General features: G+C 68.6%; 16 protein-coding genes and 1 pseudogene. 15 read left to right on the top strand and 2 right to left on the bottom strand.

All coding sequences use genetic code 11. The features are described from left to right. The first annotated feature begins 19 nt into the window (after nucleotides 1–19). The 5 genes from OSB52_RS18980 (at nucleotide 20) to OSB52_RS19000 (ending at nucleotide 5,681) form a co-directional block, all read left to right on the top strand. Nucleotides 20–307 (top strand): SHOCT domain-containing protein, encoded by a 288-nt coding sequence (locus OSB52_RS18980; protein WP_064063740.1) that lies wholly within the window; start codon nucleotides 20–22, stop codon nucleotides 305–307. Then, entirely contained in the window at nucleotides 300–1,817 is a 1,518-nt protein-coding gene (locus OSB52_RS18985; RefSeq protein ID WP_064063739.1) for a multicopper oxidase family protein, read from the top strand. The genes OSB52_RS18980 and OSB52_RS18985 overlap by 8 nt, the downstream gene beginning before the upstream one ends. A gap of 77 nt (nucleotides 1,818–1,894) precedes the next feature. After that, a complete protein-coding gene (locus OSB52_RS18990) occupies nucleotides 1,895–2,605 on the top strand; it encodes a DUF305 domain-containing protein (RefSeq protein ID WP_064063738.1) in 711 nt (236 codons plus the stop codon). 49 nt (nucleotides 2,606–2,654) lie between these two features. Then, nucleotides 2,655–4,802 carry a copper-translocating P-type ATPase gene (locus tag OSB52_RS18995; protein WP_084421671.1) on the top strand — a complete coding sequence of 716 codons (2,148 nt, stop codon included), beginning with the start codon at nucleotides 2,655–2,657 and terminating at the stop codon, nucleotides 4,800–4,802. A gap of 39 nt (nucleotides 4,803–4,841) precedes the next feature. Then, nucleotides 4,842–5,681 carry a F510_1955 family glycosylhydrolase gene (locus tag OSB52_RS19000; protein ID WP_064063736.1) on the top strand — a complete coding sequence of 280 codons (840 nt, stop codon included), beginning with the start codon at nucleotides 4,842–4,844 and terminating at the stop codon, nucleotides 5,679–5,681. A 73-nt stretch (nucleotides 5,682–5,754) separates the two neighbouring features. Here the strand turns inward: OSB52_RS19000 and OSB52_RS19005 are convergent, their stop codons facing one another. After that, a complete protein-coding gene (locus tag OSB52_RS19005; protein ID WP_245207826.1) occupies nucleotides 5,755–6,087 on the bottom strand; it encodes a thioredoxin family protein in 333 nt (110 codons plus the stop codon). Next, a complete protein-coding gene (locus OSB52_RS19010; protein WP_064063735.1) occupies nucleotides 6,084–6,971 on the bottom strand; it encodes a helix-turn-helix domain-containing GNAT family N-acetyltransferase in 888 nt (295 codons plus the stop codon). The genes OSB52_RS19005 and OSB52_RS19010 overlap by 4 nt, the downstream gene beginning before the upstream one ends. Nucleotides 6,972–7,071: 100 nt before the next feature. Here OSB52_RS19010 and OSB52_RS19015 point away from each other — a divergent pair, with 100 nt between their 5' ends. The 10 genes and pseudogenes from OSB52_RS19015 to OSB52_RS19060 all read left to right on the top strand — a co-directional run bounded on the left by OSB52_RS19015 (nucleotide 7,072) and on the right by OSB52_RS19060 (nucleotide 14,409). After that, nucleotides 7,072–8,418: an NAD(P)-binding domain-containing protein gene (locus tag OSB52_RS19015; RefSeq protein WP_266063091.1), complete on the top strand. Its 1,347-nt coding sequence runs from the start codon at nucleotides 7,072–7,074 to the stop codon at nucleotides 8,416–8,418. A gap of 5 nt (nucleotides 8,419–8,423) precedes the next feature. Further along, nucleotides 8,424–9,659 carry an MFS transporter gene (locus tag OSB52_RS19020; RefSeq protein WP_064063733.1) on the top strand — a complete coding sequence of 412 codons (1,236 nt, stop codon included), beginning with the start codon at nucleotides 8,424–8,426 and terminating at the stop codon, nucleotides 9,657–9,659. Then, the gene (locus OSB52_RS19025) at nucleotides 9,656–10,729 is read left to right on the top strand and encodes a flavin-containing monooxygenase (protein ID WP_064063732.1); all 1,074 of its coding nucleotides are present in this window, start codon (nucleotides 9,656–9,658) and stop codon (nucleotides 10,727–10,729) included. Before OSB52_RS19020 ends, OSB52_RS19025 begins: the two co-directional genes overlap by 4 nt. Before the next feature lie 170 nt (nucleotides 10,730–10,899). Then, complete coding sequence (locus tag OSB52_RS19030; protein ID WP_226435577.1) at nucleotides 10,900–11,139, top strand: hypothetical protein; 240 nt, start codon at nucleotides 10,900–10,902, stop codon at nucleotides 11,137–11,139. A gap of 243 nt (nucleotides 11,140–11,382) precedes the next feature. Next, nucleotides 11,383–11,922: a DinB family protein gene (locus OSB52_RS19035; protein ID WP_059384781.1), complete on the top strand. Its 540-nt coding sequence runs from the start codon at nucleotides 11,383–11,385 to the stop codon at nucleotides 11,920–11,922. A 179-nt stretch (nucleotides 11,923–12,101) separates the two neighbouring features. After that, nucleotides 12,102–12,359: pseudogene (locus tag OSB52_RS19040) on the top strand (SDR family oxidoreductase); the annotation flags it as partial. A 42-nt stretch (nucleotides 12,360–12,401) separates the two neighbouring features. Next, nucleotides 12,402–12,797, top strand: a complete 396-nt coding sequence (locus OSB52_RS19045) for a nuclear transport factor 2 family protein (protein WP_266063092.1) — start codon at nucleotides 12,402–12,404, stop codon at nucleotides 12,795–12,797. A gap of 75 nt (nucleotides 12,798–12,872) precedes the next feature. After that, nucleotides 12,873–13,241 carry an ArsR/SmtB family transcription factor gene (locus OSB52_RS19050; RefSeq protein WP_266063093.1) on the top strand — a complete coding sequence of 123 codons (369 nt, stop codon included), beginning with the start codon at nucleotides 12,873–12,875 and terminating at the stop codon, nucleotides 13,239–13,241. Beyond that, a complete protein-coding gene (locus tag OSB52_RS19055; protein ID WP_266063094.1) occupies nucleotides 13,219–13,743 on the top strand; it encodes an SRPBCC family protein in 525 nt (174 codons plus the stop codon). Before OSB52_RS19050 ends, OSB52_RS19055 begins: the two co-directional genes overlap by 23 nt. Nucleotides 13,744–13,752: 9 nt before the next feature. Continuing rightward, on the top strand, nucleotides 13,753–14,409 hold the full coding sequence (locus OSB52_RS19060; RefSeq protein WP_266063095.1) for a dihydrofolate reductase family protein: 657 nt from the start codon (nucleotides 13,753–13,755) through the stop codon (nucleotides 14,407–14,409). The last annotated feature ends 57 nt before the right edge of the window (nucleotides 14,410–14,466 follow it).

Here is a 14,466-nt window from a genome sequence, read left to right on the forward strand (position 1 = left end):
CCGGAGAAAGGAGGCGACCATGATGGGCTGGGCAGGTGAGCTGACCTGGACCGGATGGATCGTCATGGCCGTGTGCATGTTCGCATTCTGGGCGGTGGTGATCTATCTGGTGGCCATGATGTTCCGCACCGACCGCGCAAACGGGCCTGGCCGCACCAGCCCGGAGTCCGATCCGCTGCGGCTGCTCGAGGCGCGGTTCGCCCGCGGTGACATCGACTCCGAGGAATTCGTGGCCCGTCGCCGGCTGCTGATGCACCCCGGCGACACCACGTCGGTCGAGCACCGGCGGGGGCAGGTTCATGACTGAACTCGGCCGTCGATCCTTCCTTCTCGGATCAATACTTGCCGGAGCCGGAGTCCTGATGGCCTGTTCCGGGTCGGGCTCACCGACCGGCGCCCCCGTGCAGCCCTCGTCGACTGCGGTGCGCCGTCTCGAGCAACAACGCCGTCGCCCGGGTCAGCAGATGGTCTCGGCGCGGTTGACGCCGCGTCCGGTCGAGGTGGACCTCGGCGGGCGCATCGTCTCGACCTGGGGATACGACGACACTCTTCCTGGTCCGCTGGTGCGTGCCCGCGCCGGGGATCTGCTGCGGGTGGACGTGGACAACCAGCTGCCGGCGCAGACGAGTGTGCATTGGCATGGGCTGGCGTTGAGCAACGACATGGACGGAGTGCCCGGGCTGACCCAGGACCCGATCGCCGCCGGGGCGCGGTTCGCCTACGAGTTCACCGTCCCGGATCCGGGCACGTACTTCTACCACTCGCATTCGGGATTGCAGCTCGATCGCGGCCTCTACGGCGCCCTGATCATCGACGATCCGAATGAGCCCGGCGACTATGACCACGAGTGGATCGTGGTGCTCGACGACTGGCTCGACGGCACCGGCCGCACCCCCGACGATGTGGCCCGCGACCTCGGCATCGGCGCCACCGGCGAGAGTGGCGACGCCTCGATGGGCGGGATGGACCACGGCGCCATGGGCGGTATGGGCGGGATGGATATGGGGGCGGAGACGATGCTCTCCCCGCTGCTCGGCGGCGCCGGGGACGTGAGCTATCCGCTTTTCCTGGTCGGCGGACGGGTCCCGGAGGATCCGATGGTCTTGACCGCGACACCCGGGCAGCGGGCACGGATCCGGTTCATCAACGCCGGCGCGGACACCGCGTTCCGCGTCGCGCTCGGTGGGCACCGGATGACCGTGACCCACACCGACGGCTTCCCCGTCGTGCCGCACGACACCGATGCGCTGCTGCTCGGCATGGGTGAGCGTGTCGATGTGCTCGTCACCCTCGGCGACGGCGTCTTCCCCCTGTTCGCGCAGGCCGAAGGCAAGACCGGGCACGGGCAGGCGCTGGTGCGCACCGCCACCGGCGCGCTGCCCGCACAGACCCGCCCGGGCGAGCTGGACCGGCAGGTGCTGCTCGGCACCGACCTCGCGCCCCGGGACTATGTGCGCCTGGCTGAGAAGGAACACGATGTGTATCACAGCGTGGACATGGGAGGGACCATGTCGCCGTACCGGTGGACCCTCAACGGCCGCGCCCACCCCGACATCCCGCCGCTGAACGTGGCCGAAGGGCAGCGGGTGCGCATGCGGATGCGGAACATGTCGGACATGTTCCACCCGATGCACCTGCACGGCCACACCTTCGCGCTCACCGACACCGGCCTGCGCAAGGACACCGTCACGATCGGGCCGATGCGCACCGTGGAGATCGAATTCGACACCGACAACCCGGGCCAGTGGGCGCTGCACTGCCACAACGCGTATCACCAGGAAGCCGGAATGATGACCACCGTGTCCTACCTGGCCTAGTCCGGGGTGCGCCGGATGCGGGGATACCCCGTCGTTGGTTCACCTGGGCTCTGACCGTTCGAGGAAAGGATCCACTCATGAACAAGAAGACTCTCGCCGTCGGCGCCATGGCGCTCGCGGTGGTGTTCACCGCAGCCGCGTGCAGCGACTCCGACACCGGCACCACCGCCGCCACATCGAGCGCCACCACCTCGGCCACCACCTCCGCCGCCGACGACACGGCACCGCACAATCAATCCGATGTGATGTTCGCGCGCATGATGATCCCGCACCATGCCCAGGCGATCGAGATGAGCGACATGCTCCTCGCCAAAGAAGGTATCCCCGAGGAGGTGACCGCCCTGGCCGAACAGATCAAGGCCGCCCAAGGCCCGGAGATCGATGAGATGAACTCCTGGCTCGAACAGTGGGGCGAACCGCAGATGCCGGGTGGCATGCCCGGGCCGGGGCACAACATGCCCGGAATGACCTCCATGCCCATGACCTCTATGCCCGGTATGGGCCGCGGCATGCCCGATTCGGACGACATGCCCGGTATGGGTGGCATGGGCGGCATGGGCGGCATGATGAGCGCGCAGGATATGCAGGCTCTGTCCGACGCGCAGGGCACCGAGGCCACCCGTCTGTTCCTGACCCACATGATCACCCACCACGAAGGGGCGATCGACATGGCCGAAGCCGTGATCCGAGACGGGCAGTACCCCGACGCCGTCGAGATGGCCCGCACCATCGTCGAGACCCAGCAGCGGGAGATCGAGACCATGCGCCAGTTGCTGACCACCCTGTAACCGGTACCACCCGGTTTCCACTCGGCCCGCCACCCCAGGAGGCTTTGCGATGTCGCACCCGCAGCACGGACACCCCCACCCGGACCCGGCGCCCGCCGGACACGTTCACGGCGCCGAGGTCCAGAGCCCGCCCCCCGACGAGCATGATGCTCACGCCGGGCCGGGTGAGCACACCGGGCACGATGGTCACGATCGGCATGCCGGGCACGGGGCACACGGAGAAATGTTCCGCCGCCGGTTCTGGGTGTCGCTGGTGCTGTCGATACCGGTGGTGTTCTTCAGTCACATGGTCGCCGACCTGCTCGGCTACACCATGCCGAATTTCCCTGGGGCCATATGGATTCCCCCGGTGCTGGGCACGGTGATCTTCGTTTACGGCGGCATGCCGTTCCTCACCGGCGGCTGGGCCGAACTCCGCTCACGCCGGCCCGGGATGATGCTGCTGATCGCCATGGCGATCAGCGTCGCGTTCCTCGCCTCGTGGGTCACCACTTTGGGTCTCGGCGGGTTCAACCTGGACTTCTGGTGGGAACTGGCCCTGCTGATCGTGATCATGCTGCTCGGGCATTGGCTCGAGATGCGTGCCCTCGGCTCGGCCTCCGGCGCCCTCGACGCGCTCGCCGCGATGCTGCCGGACACCGCCGAGAAAATCACCGAGACCGGCACCACCGACGTGCCCTTGTCGGAACTGGCGCTCGGGGATCTGGTGCTCGTGCGCGCCGGAGCCCGGGTGCCCGCCGACGGCACCGTCACCGACGGCCGCGCCGAGGTCGACGAATCGATGATCACCGGCGAATCCAAGGCGGTCACCCGCGAAGTGGGTGACACGGTGGTCGCCGGCACCGTCGCGACCGACAGCGCCCTGCGGGTGCGCATCACCGCGGTCGGCGAGAACACCGCCCTGGCCGGCATCCAGCGGATGGTCGCCGACGCGCAGGCCTCCTCGTCCCGTGCCCAGGCGCTGGCGGACAAGGCCGCGGCGTTCCTGTTCTACTTCGCCACCATCGCCGGCGTCCTCACCTTCGCGGTCTGGACGCTGCTCGTCGGTAACGTCGACGAAGCGGTGGTGCGCACCGTCACCGTGCTCGTCATCGCCTGCCCCCACGCTCTCGGATTGGCGATCCCTTTGGTGATCGCGATTTCCACCGAACGCGCCGCCAAATCGGGGGTGCTGGTCAAGGACCGGCTCTCGCTCGAACGCATGCGCACCGTCGATGTGGTGCTGTTCGACAAGACCGGCACCTTGACCCAGGGTCGGCATCAGGTCACCGGTGTGGTCGCCACGGCCGGCACCTCCGAAGAAGACCTGTTGGCGCTCGCTGCGGCGGTCGAGGCCGACAGCGAGCACCCCGTTGCCCGAGCCATCGTCGCCGCTGCGGAAACTCGGGTCCCGGCCGCCGCGCAGGTCACCGCCACCGACTTTCGGTCCTTGCCCGGCCGCGGGGTCCGCGCGCTCGTCGACGACACCGAGGTGACGGTCGGCGGACCGGCCATGCTGGCCGACCGGCACCTGTCGGTGCCCGAGGACATCACCGCGGTCACTGCCGGATGGGTCCGGCGCGGGGCCTCGGTACTGCATCTGGCCCACGGGGACCGGGTGCTCGGTGCCGTCGCGCTCGAAGATGCCGTGCGCGAAGAATCCCGTCAGGCCATCGATGCCCTGCACGCCCGTGGGGTCAAGGTCGCCATGATCACCGGCGACGCCCGGCAGGTCGCCGACGCGGTGGCCGCCGACCTCGGGATCGACGAGGTGTTCGCCGAGGTGCTGCCCGAGCACAAGGACGCCAAGGTCACCGAACTACAGAATCGCGGGCACAAGGTTGCGATGGTCGGGGACGGGGTCAACGACGCCCCCGCATTGGCCCGCGCCGATGTCGGTGTCGCGATCGGTGCCGGCACCGATGTGGCCATCGAATCCGCCGGGGTCGTGCTGGCGGCGAACGATCCGCGGGCGGTGCTGTCGATCATCGCACTCTCGCATGCCAGCTACCGCAAGATGTGGCAGAACCTGGTGTGGGCCACCGGCTACAACGTCATCGCCGTGCCACTGGCCGCCGGGGTGCTGGCCTTCGCCGGGGTTGCGATCTCCCCCGCGGTCGCCGCGATCCTCATGTCCGTCTCGACCATCGTCGTGGCGCTCAACGCCCAACTGTTGCGCCGCCTCGACCTCGACCCCACCCGTCTGGCTCGTACCTGAACCGCCGTCCGATCGATCCGAAACGAGTTCCTTCTTCTCATGTCGAGTTTTTCCCTGCGCCGGTGGGCGCGTGTCCTGGTGCCTGTTGCTGCGGTGGCTGTGCTCGCCGGCTGTGCGACCGGTGAACAATCCACCACGACCACCGAGCCGGCGGCGGTCTCGGAGGTGCCCGGCGTCGCGTTGGAACCGGCCCTCGATCATCTGCACGGTCTGCACCTCGATTCCGGCGGTGTGGTGCTGGCCGGTACCCACACCGGCCTCGTCGAGATCGCCGACAACGGGCGCACCACCCGCGTCGGCGTCTCCGACGACGACTTCATGGGACTGACCGGGGCGCCGGGCACCGACCGTCTGTTCGCCTCCGGGCATCCGGGGGCGTCGAGTTCGGCGCCGAATCCGCTGGGGCTGATCGACAGCACTGATGGCGGCCACACCTGGATACCCAAATCCTTGAGCGGCGAGGTGGATTTTCACGCCTTGGCCACCGACGGTGAGCTGCTGGTCGGCTTCGACGGCGTCACCGGATTGCTGACCTCCACCGACGGCGGCAGCAGCTGGACCGCGGGCGCCCCGGTGGCCGCGGCCGCCCTCGCCGTCACCGACGCCGGGGTGTGGGCGACCACTACCGCCGGGTTGCAGCACAGCATCGACGGCGGGCTCACCTTCGCCGTGGTGCCGGACGCCCCACCGCTGGCGTTGCTGTCCGCGGCGCCGGATGGCTCGTTGTGGGGTATCGACACCGCCGGCACCGCGTGGCGTAGCCGCACCGGCCAGGCTTGGGAGCCACGCGCGGTGCTCGGGCCGGTCGAGGCAGTGCTGGCCGTCGACTTCGACACCGCCTACGCCGCGACCGCCCAGATGCTCTATCCGCTGAACTGACCCCGGAGGAGCATGCTCACTCCGCGACGGTGAACCCTCGAGTCGACTCGAAGGTCAAGCCGATACCCGGTCTCTACCGGTGTTCGGCCTGCCGCAGCACGGTGATCAGATCGGCGGTGCTCGGGACACCCCCGTGCCCGTCGGCGGTGCGGTAGACGCGGCACGTCAATCCGACGCCCTCGGTGGGGCCGAACGGATCGGTCCCGTCGATGCGGATGGTCGGGGATCCGGGGAAGGCGACGCGCTCGGCGGCCTCCGGGGTCTCGATACGCCGCAGCCGGATCGGGGTACCGGCGTTGCCGGTCGCTGCCAGGGCCTCGGCGAGGCGGTCGCGCATCAGCTCCCAGTTCGGGCAGCCGTCGAAGTACGGCAGTTCGATGTCCATCTCCACCCGATTCGCTCTCACTGGTTCTCGGTGGCGGGAACGGCCTCGGAGCGGCGTTCGAGCAGCACGGTGTCGCGCCAGATGCCGTCGAGCCGGCCGATGCGTTCGCGCACCCCCACGGTGCGGAAACCCGCCGAATGGTGCAGCGCCAGGCTGGCCCGGTTCTCCGGGAAAATCGAGGTCTGCAGCGTCCACAATCCGCCCTGATCGGCGGCGATGACCTGGGTGCGCAGCAGGGCCTTGCCGACGCCGCGCCCGCGCATGCCGTCGCCGACATACACCGAATTTTCGGCCACCCCCCGATAGCACTCGCGGTTCGATACCGGGCTCAAGGCTGCCCAGCCGACGACCTGTCCGTCGATCTCGGCGACCCAGCGATGCTCGGGCAACCACTGGTGCTCGAGGTGGTCGCGGCTGGGGACTTCGGTGGTGAACGTCGCGGCGCCGGTGGCGATGCCGTCGGCGTAGATGCGGCGCACCGCCTCCCAGTCACCGCCTGCGAGTGGGCGCACGGCCACGTCGGCGGGGACGTCCTCGGGGCAGCACGGGCGGGCGGTGAGCACCCCCATGACCGCATCGGCGGCACTGGGCAGGTCGCTGCAGCAGCTCGGGTTGATCCGCACCACGGTGCTGGTGCCCTGTTTGCCGGTGGTGACGAAGCCGACGTCGGCGAGTTTGCGGACGTGATGGGAGATGGTGGGCTGGCCGATCCCGAGCCTGTCGGCGAGCTCGCCGACGGTGATGCCGGACGGATGCGCGGCAACGTGGTGCAGCAGCCGCACCCGCGTGGGTTCGGCCAGGCAGGCGAACCATCCGGCGTAGGTGGCCGCGTCCTGCGGGCTCAGGGCGTCGAGGTCCACCTCCGCGCCGGGGGTCGCCGTGATCGGTAGACCGAGTGCTGTCATACCCCCACTATATCGATCGGCATCGATGGTTGCATACATCGACGACCATCGATACTCTGACAGCAGATTAGATCGATACCCATCGATGAAAGGATCTGTCATGAGCGAGTTGCCCATTGTCGTCGTCGGAGCGGGACCGATCGGCCTGGTCGCCGCCGCCCACCTGCGCGAACGCGGCCTCGAACCGCTGGTGCTCGAACGCGGCGACGCCGCCGGAGCCGCCATCACGCAATGGCACAGCGTCCGCACCTTCTCCCGCTGGGCCGAACTGATCGACCCCGCCGCCCGCCGCCTCCTCGACACCACCGGCTGGACCGCGCCCGAGGACGACGCCTACCCCACCGGCCAGGACTGGGCCGGGCAGTACCTGACCCCACTGGCGGATGCTCTCGGTGACGCGGTCCGCCTCGATCACGAGGTCGTCGGCATCGCTCGCCGCGGCCGCGACCGCATCGTCGACGCCGGCCGCGACACCGAACCCCTGTCGGTGCACGTGCGCCACCGCGACGGCACGGAAACCCGCCTGCTCGCCCGCGCCGTCCTCGATGCCTCCGGCACCTGGGGCACTCCCAACCCGCTCGGCGGCGAAGGCCTGCCCGCCCTCGGGGAACGCGCCGCAGCCGAGAAGATCACTTACCGCGTCCCCGACCTGGGCGACGATGCGGTGCGCGACCGCTACGCCGGCCGGCACACCGTCATCGCCGGTAGCGGCCACTCGGCACTCAACGCGATCGTGGCGCTGGCCGAGCTCGCCCGCACCGACCCCGGCACCCGGCTGACCTGGGCGGTGAGCCGCGGCGAGGTCGGCGCCGCGTTCGGCGGCGGCCAGGACGACCAACTGCCTGCCCGCGGCGCCCTGGGACTGCGCGCGAAAAAGGCCGTCGACGACGGGCTGCTCACCGTGGTCACCGGGTTCCGCACCGCCGCCGTCGAACCCGCCACCGACGGTCAGGTCGTCATGGTGTCCGATACCGGCGCCCGCCTCGAGGCGGTGGACGAGGTCATCGCCTCGACCGGCTTCCGGCCGGACCTGTCGTGGCTCTCGGAAATCCGTCTCGACCTCGACCCGGTGCTGCAGGCCCCGACCGCGCTCGCCCCGCTGATCGACCCGAACGTGCACTCGTGCGGGACCGTCTACCCGCACGGCGTCGCCGAGCTCACCCACCCCGAACCCGGCTTCTATGTGGTCGGGATGAAGAGCTACGGGCGGGCCCCGACGTTCCTGGCGATGACCGGCTACGAGCAGGTCCGCAGCATCGCCGCCGCCCTGGCCGGCGACCACGATGCCGCCGCCCGCGTCGAGCTGACCCTGCCCGAGACCGGGGTGTGCGGCGGCGCCGGAGTGTTCGACGACCCCGCCGCCGACACCGCCACCGAGGCCGCGGCCGGTGGGTGCTGCGGTGCGCCCGAGCCGCAGTTGGTCACCCTCTCCCGCACCGGCGGATAACGCCGGTGACCGACACGTCGACCCGCCCGCAGCCCGGCGCTCTCACCGGCGCCGGGCTGCGGCGGGTGCTGGCGGTGCTGTGCCTGACCGAGATCACCAGCTGGGGCATCCTGTACTACGCGTTCCCGGTCCTGTCGGTCTCGATCTCCGCCGATACCGGCTGGTCGCCCACGTCGATCACCGCGGCGTTCTCGCTCGGTCAGCTCGCCACCGCGCTCGCGGGTATCCCGGTCGGGCGCATCCTCGACCGGGTCGGACCGCGCACGATCATGACCGCCGGCTCGGTCCTCGCCGTCCCCGCGCTGGTCCTGATCGCGCTCGCCCCCACGCTGCCGGTGTTCTACGCCGGATGGCTGCTGGCCGGCACCGCGATGGGCGCGGTGCTCTACCCACCGGCGTTCGCCGCGCTGACCCGCTGGTACGGCGACCGCTCCGTGCACGCCCTGATGATCCTGACCCTCGCCGCGGGCCTGGCCAGCACCATCTTCGCCCCCTTGACCTCCGCAGTGGATCAGCAGTCGGACTGGCGCACCACCTACCTGATCCTCGCGGCGATCCTCGCCGCGATCACCATCCCCGGACACTGGTGGGGACTACGCGGATCCTGGCCCACCGCGGCCCCACCGGCGAACGGCGCGGCCCTGGGGCACCGGGAGATCGCCCGCAGCCCCGCGTTCCTCGCACTGGTGGCCGCGTTGGCTCTCGGTGCGTTCACCGCCTTCGCCGGGGTCTTCAATCTGGTGCCGTTGCTGCTCGAACAGGGCTTCTCCCCGTCGGTGGCGGCGGTGACGCTCGGGCTCGGCGGCGCCGGACAGGTCCTCGGCCGCCTCGGCTATCTGACCCTGGTCGCCCGTACCAGCGTCCGCAGCCGCATCGTGGTGATCCTGGCCGGCACCGCGGCAACCACCGCGCTGCTCGGGGCGGTGACCACGGCCGCGGCGTTGATCGGCGCGGCGATCGGCGCGGGACTGGTACGCGGATTGTTCACCTTGATCCAGGCCACCGCCATCACCGACCGGTGGGGCTCGACCCACTACGGCCGGCTCGGGGGGCTGATGTCCGCCCCGATCGTGGTGGTGATGGCGTTGGCGCCGTGGGCGGGAACCGCCCTGGCGTCGGCGACCGGCAGCTACGCCACCGCTTACCTCGTCCTCGCAGTCGTCGCCGTGATCGCCGCGCTCCTCGCGGTCGCGTCCGTGCCGCGCCTGACCGCCCCTCCGTCCACTGAAGGAACCTCATGACCGACTACGACGCCCTCGTCATCGGTGGTGGCCAGTCCGGCCTCGCCGCCGCCCACGCCCTATCCACCCGAGGCCTGCGCACCGGACTGCTCGAAGCCGGCGACGAGCCCGTCGGGGCCTGGCCGCACTACTACGACAGCCTCACCCTGTTTTCCCCGGCGAAATACAGCGCACTACCGGGCCTGGCGTTTCCAGGCGACCCGCAGCGCTATCCGCGGCGCGACGAGGTGGTCGACTATCTGCGTCGCTACGCCGCCGGACTCGACGTCGACATCGTGACCGGCTCCCGCGTCGAGACCGTTACCTACGACACGGGCGTCTACACCGCCCAGACCGCCGCCGGTGCCAGTGCCACCGCGCCGGTCCTGATCGCGGCCACCGGCTACTTCGGGTCCCCGAATATCCCGCCGCTGCCGGGCCTGGAGACGTTCGGCGGCACGGTGCTGCACACCAGCGACTACCGCGAGCCTGCTGCGCTGGCCGGTCAGAACATCATCGTGGTCGGTGCCGGTAACTCCGCGGTGCAGATCGCCACCGAGCTCACCGAGGTCGCCTCCGTCACCCTCGCCAGCCGCCGACCTCCGAAGTTCTTGCCGCAGCGACCGTTCGGCCGTGATGTGCATTTCTGGCTCACGATCACCGGAGTCGACCGCGCCCCGGTCGGGCCGTGGCTGCCTGCGCCGCCGACCCAGCAGGTCCTCGACACCGGCCGCTACCGCCGCGCCCTGGCCAGCGGCAACCCGCGGCCGCGGCCGCTGTTCACCGGGCTCGACGATCGCCGGGTGTTCTGGCCCGACGGCACGAGCACCACCGCCGACACGGTGCTGTTGGGCACCGGTTATCGCCCGCACCTGCCCTATTTGACGGGTCTCGGCGCCCTCGACGAGACGGGCCGGCCCCGGCGCCGGCAGGGCCTCTCCACCACTCCCCCGGGGCTGGGGTATGTCGGTCTCGAATGGCAGCGCAGTCTGTCGTCGGCGTCGTTGCGCGGTGTCGGTCGCGACGCGGGCCGGGTCGCCGATCGGGTGGTCGCCGCCCGGTCCCGACGCGCATTGCCCACCGGTCCCTGACCGGCGCTGCGTCCATAGATGTTCACGGAAACGGTGACACCATGGACGGCACACCGCCCGTCCCCTCGGGGGCGGGTTTACCTATCTCTCGTGCGATCCGTCGCCGATTCGAGACGGTGGGCGGCATGTCTGCCGCCGCATGCCCGCATCCGCGTTTACCATCTGTCTCAATGAGAACCCGCGTCGTCGAACGGGTTCCGGCCGACACGACCGCGGGAGCGGCGCTGATGGACATGGACGAACAGTTGCACCAGCTGGCGTGGCAACTCCAGCACAACGGACACGACTGGAGTGAAGTCGCCGCCGAGCTCGGCTGCGACGAAACCGTCGCCCGGGCCATGGCCGACCGATACCTCGCCGACTCCGAGACTCGAGCACAGAAGGACCAATTCTCGCTGTTCGATCTCTGAGCGGCGCACGTCATCCCGCGCTGCTGCTGTTACGCCAGCCGTCCGGCGGTCACGACACGGCGATCCGCGCCGCGCCACTGCGGCAGGTACGTCCGACGTGGCATCCGAGGGTCGACGGGGGCGCTATATCGATTCGCGACATGAGACTGAATTCGGCCGGCAGTTGTGGAGGCCGCCCGGGAGGGGGAAGTCTGGTATCGACGGCCATCGAGTGCCGTCGGCTCCCTGGACAGGTGGTGGATCATGGGCCATTCCGAGCGGGTGGACAGGGCCGCTATCGCCGGCGAGCTCGAACGCACCCGTGTGCATCTGCACCGGCTCCTCGCCGACGCTTCCGACACCTCGTTGCGGAGTCGATCGGCGGGGACGCGGTGGACCAACGAGCAACTGTTGTTCCACATGGTCTTCGGGTACATGGTGGTGGCGGCGCTGCTGCCCTTGGTGCGGATGGTCAGCCGGCTGCCCGCCGGAGTGGAGCGTCGATTCGCCCAGGTCCTCGATGCCGGTACGCGGCCTTTTGACGTGGTGAATTACTACGGTTCATGCGCTGCAGCCCTGGTGTTTGACCGGAACCGGATGGGCACGAAAGCCGACCGGGTCATCGGTGCGCTGAGCCGCCGACTGCAACGCGAATCGGAGCAGGCGTTGGGACGGGGAATGTTCTTCCCGGTGCGCTGGGACCCGTTCTTCACCGATTACATGACCATTGGTGAGCTGTACCGATATCCCGTCAGACATTTCGATTTCCACGAACGACAGCTCACTCTCGATCGTCCGCATTGAGTCAGAACTCAGGCTTCGAGGCAGCAGACTCTTCGATTCGGTTCTCGCGGCTTGGGCACAGGACCGAAACATCGTCCGGGATGCCTGAGGATTCCGACAAGATCGTGAGAATCCCTGACTGACACGAAATTGGAAAGCCGCAGGCCCGTGCGCCGCACTACTGACACCTCCGGCGGGAACCTACAGGTGCTCAGGTGCGGTCCTTCCCGGTCCCGATCCGGCAATACGGCACCCCGCACCAACTCGCCGACTGGATCACGATGATGCTCTCGCCGAGCGCGGATTTCCTCGTCGGCAGCGTGTTGACCGTCGACGGCGGAACCGATGCCTTGCTGCGGCCCGACGGCTGGCCGCGGCAGCTTCCGATGCGTGCTCTTCCGCGCATGTTGTGGACGATGTACCGTGCCCCTCGGGACGGCCGGGTCGCACAGTATTGAGGGTGCGGTCCACCGGTCGGCATCACAGGCGAGAGGACGGGCATGTCCGCATTCCGGCAGGCGATAGACGCACGCGACATGGATACGGTGGAGCAGATGCTCGCCGACGACGTGGTGTTCCGAAGTCCGGTCGCATTCAAACCCTATGAGGGCAAAGCGATCACGAGCGCGATCCTACGCACCGTCGTCCAGGTCTTCGAAGACTTCCACTATGTGCGCGAGATCGGCGAGTCGGGTGGCCGTGATCATGCTCTCGTCTTCGAGGCCAAGGTCGACGGACTGGCCATCACCGGTTGCGACTTCCTCCGATTCGACGACGACGGCAAGATCGTCGATTTCATGGTGATGGTTCGTCCGTTGCGTGCCGCGGAAGCGTTGGCCAAACAGATGGGCGAGCGGTTCGAATCGATCGTCGAGATGGCCTCGCGTAGGTCCTGATCATTCTCTACGACATTCGACCGGCGTCGCTGCTGTAGACCTTTACATTTTCCGATATAGGAATATGATGGCTGCATGGCGCGAGCGGCGACGACCTCCGACGCATTCAATGCGATTGCCGAGCCGCAGCGTCGCGAGATCCTGATCCTGTTGCGCGGCGGCGAGCGGCCGGTGAGCGACGTCGCGCAGGATCTCGGCATGAGTCAGCCGCAGGCGTCCAAGCATCTGCGCGTGCTGCGGGAGGTCGGGCTGGTACAGGTTCGCGGCGCTGGAAAACAGCGCCTGTATGACCTCGACGCCCGAGGGCTGCAACCGGTTCGCGAGTGGTTGGGCGGTTTCGAACGGTTCTGGAACGAGAGCTTCGATCGGCTCGACGAGTACGTCCACGACCTGAAGCAGGCGCGAAGAGAGGGAGATTTCGATGACAGCGAACAACGAGGCTGACGCCGCCGAGATGACCGTCGACCGTGAGGTTGTGGTGTCGCGGATGATCAGCGCACCAAGGGAATTGGTATTCGAGGCGTTCACGCAGGTTCGTCATCTGTCCCGATGGTGGGGGCCGGACGGATTCTCCTCCACCACCCGATCGTTCGAGTTCCGGTCCGGAGGAATCTGGGATTTCGTCATGCACGGGCCGGACGGGACCGACTACCAGGAGTGGATCACCTGGCAAGAGATCATTCCCTCCGAGCGAATCGAACTGCTGCACGGAGCCTTTCGCGATGATCCCGACGCCTTCACCTCAGTCCTCACCTTCGAACCGATCGGTGATCAGACCCGGATCGTGATGCGCACGGTGTTTCCCACCCGCGAACTCCGCGACGAGGCGGTGCAGCGCTATCACGCGATCGAAGGCGGCGAGCAGACGCTGGGCAATCTGGCGTCCTACGTCGACGAACTCGTCCAAGACGGTGCCGCCCCGAACGCTGCCACCGGGCGCGAGTAGGACAAGCGCATGTCTCTGGTTCGGGTACACAACTTCTCGGTCTCACTCGACGGTTTCGGCGTTGGCGAAGGCCAACAACTCGACGCGCCGTTCGGCCACGCCGGACATCGTCTCATGCAGTGGGCGTTTCCCACGCGGACATTCACCCAGATGGGCTTCCACGGTGAGGGCCCGGGCGATACTGGCGTCGACGAGGCGTTCGCGAGCCGGTGGGCTACCGACATCGGCGTCGAGATCATGGGGCGCAACAAATTCGGGCCGCAGCGCGGTCCCTGGGCCGACGAACAATGGCGCGGGTGGTGGGGCGACGACCCGCTGTTTCACAGCCCGGTCATCGTGCTCACCCACCACCCGCGTCCGACGCTGCAGATGAACGGCGGCACAAGCTTTCACTTCGTCGACGCCGCGCCCGCCGAGGCATTGCAGCGGGCCAGAGAACTTGCAGAGGGCAAAGATGTCCGAATCGGTGGTGGCACCACCACGATCCGCGAGTTCCTGGCGGCGGACCTGATCGACGAGATGCACATCGTCGTCGTGCCCATTCTGCTGGGTCGCGGTGAGCGGCTCTGGGACGGTCTCGAGGGTCTCGATGAGGGGTTCCACATCGAACCGGTGTCGTCGCCGAGTGGGGTTGTCCATCTGACGTTTTCGCGGCGGCAGGTGTGAGCTCGTGTTGAGGTTCGGGGGCGGGTGCGGCGGGTCTGGTCTCGATACGTCACTCGC

The sequence above is a fragment of the Gordonia aquimaris genome, from assembly GCF_026262595.1.
In the GTDB taxonomy this organism is placed as follows: domain Bacteria; phylum Actinomycetota; class Actinomycetes; order Mycobacteriales; family Mycobacteriaceae; genus Gordonia; species Gordonia tangerina.

Excerpts from the sequence above, each read along its gene's own strand:
- OSB52_RS18980 (WP_064063740.1), top strand. The coding sequence starts at position 20 with ATGATGGGCTGGGCAGGTGAGCTGACCTGGACCGGATGGATCGTCATG.
- OSB52_RS18985 (WP_064063739.1), top strand. The coding sequence starts at position 300 with ATGACTGAACTCGGCCGTCGATCCTTCCTTCTCGGATCAATACTTGCC.
- OSB52_RS18990 (WP_064063738.1), top strand. The coding sequence starts at position 1,895 with ATGAACAAGAAGACTCTCGCCGTCGGCGCCATGGCGCTCGCGGTGGTG.
- OSB52_RS18995 (WP_084421671.1), top strand. The coding sequence starts at position 2,655 with ATGTCGCACCCGCAGCACGGACACCCCCACCCGGACCCGGCGCCCGCC.
- OSB52_RS19000 (WP_064063736.1), top strand. The coding sequence starts at position 4,842 with ATGTCGAGTTTTTCCCTGCGCCGGTGGGCGCGTGTCCTGGTGCCTGTT.
- OSB52_RS19010 (WP_064063735.1), bottom strand. The coding sequence starts at position 6,971 with ATGACAGCACTCGGTCTACCGATCACGGCGACCCCCGGCGCGGAGGTG.
- OSB52_RS19015 (WP_266063091.1), top strand. The coding sequence starts at position 7,072 with ATGAGCGAGTTGCCCATTGTCGTCGTCGGAGCGGGACCGATCGGCCTG.
- OSB52_RS19025 (WP_064063732.1), top strand. The coding sequence starts at position 9,656 with ATGACCGACTACGACGCCCTCGTCATCGGTGGTGGCCAGTCCGGCCTC.
- OSB52_RS19030 (WP_226435577.1), top strand. The coding sequence starts at position 10,900 with ATGAGAACCCGCGTCGTCGAACGGGTTCCGGCCGACACGACCGCGGGA.
- OSB52_RS19035 (WP_059384781.1), top strand. The coding sequence starts at position 11,383 with ATGGGCCATTCCGAGCGGGTGGACAGGGCCGCTATCGCCGGCGAGCTC.
- OSB52_RS19045 (WP_266063092.1), top strand. The coding sequence starts at position 12,402 with ATGTCCGCATTCCGGCAGGCGATAGACGCACGCGACATGGATACGGTG.
- OSB52_RS19050 (WP_266063093.1), top strand. The coding sequence starts at position 12,873 with ATGGCGCGAGCGGCGACGACCTCCGACGCATTCAATGCGATTGCCGAG.
- OSB52_RS19055 (WP_266063094.1), top strand. The coding sequence starts at position 13,219 with ATGACAGCGAACAACGAGGCTGACGCCGCCGAGATGACCGTCGACCGT.
- OSB52_RS19060 (WP_266063095.1), top strand. The coding sequence starts at position 13,753 with ATGTCTCTGGTTCGGGTACACAACTTCTCGGTCTCACTCGACGGTTTC.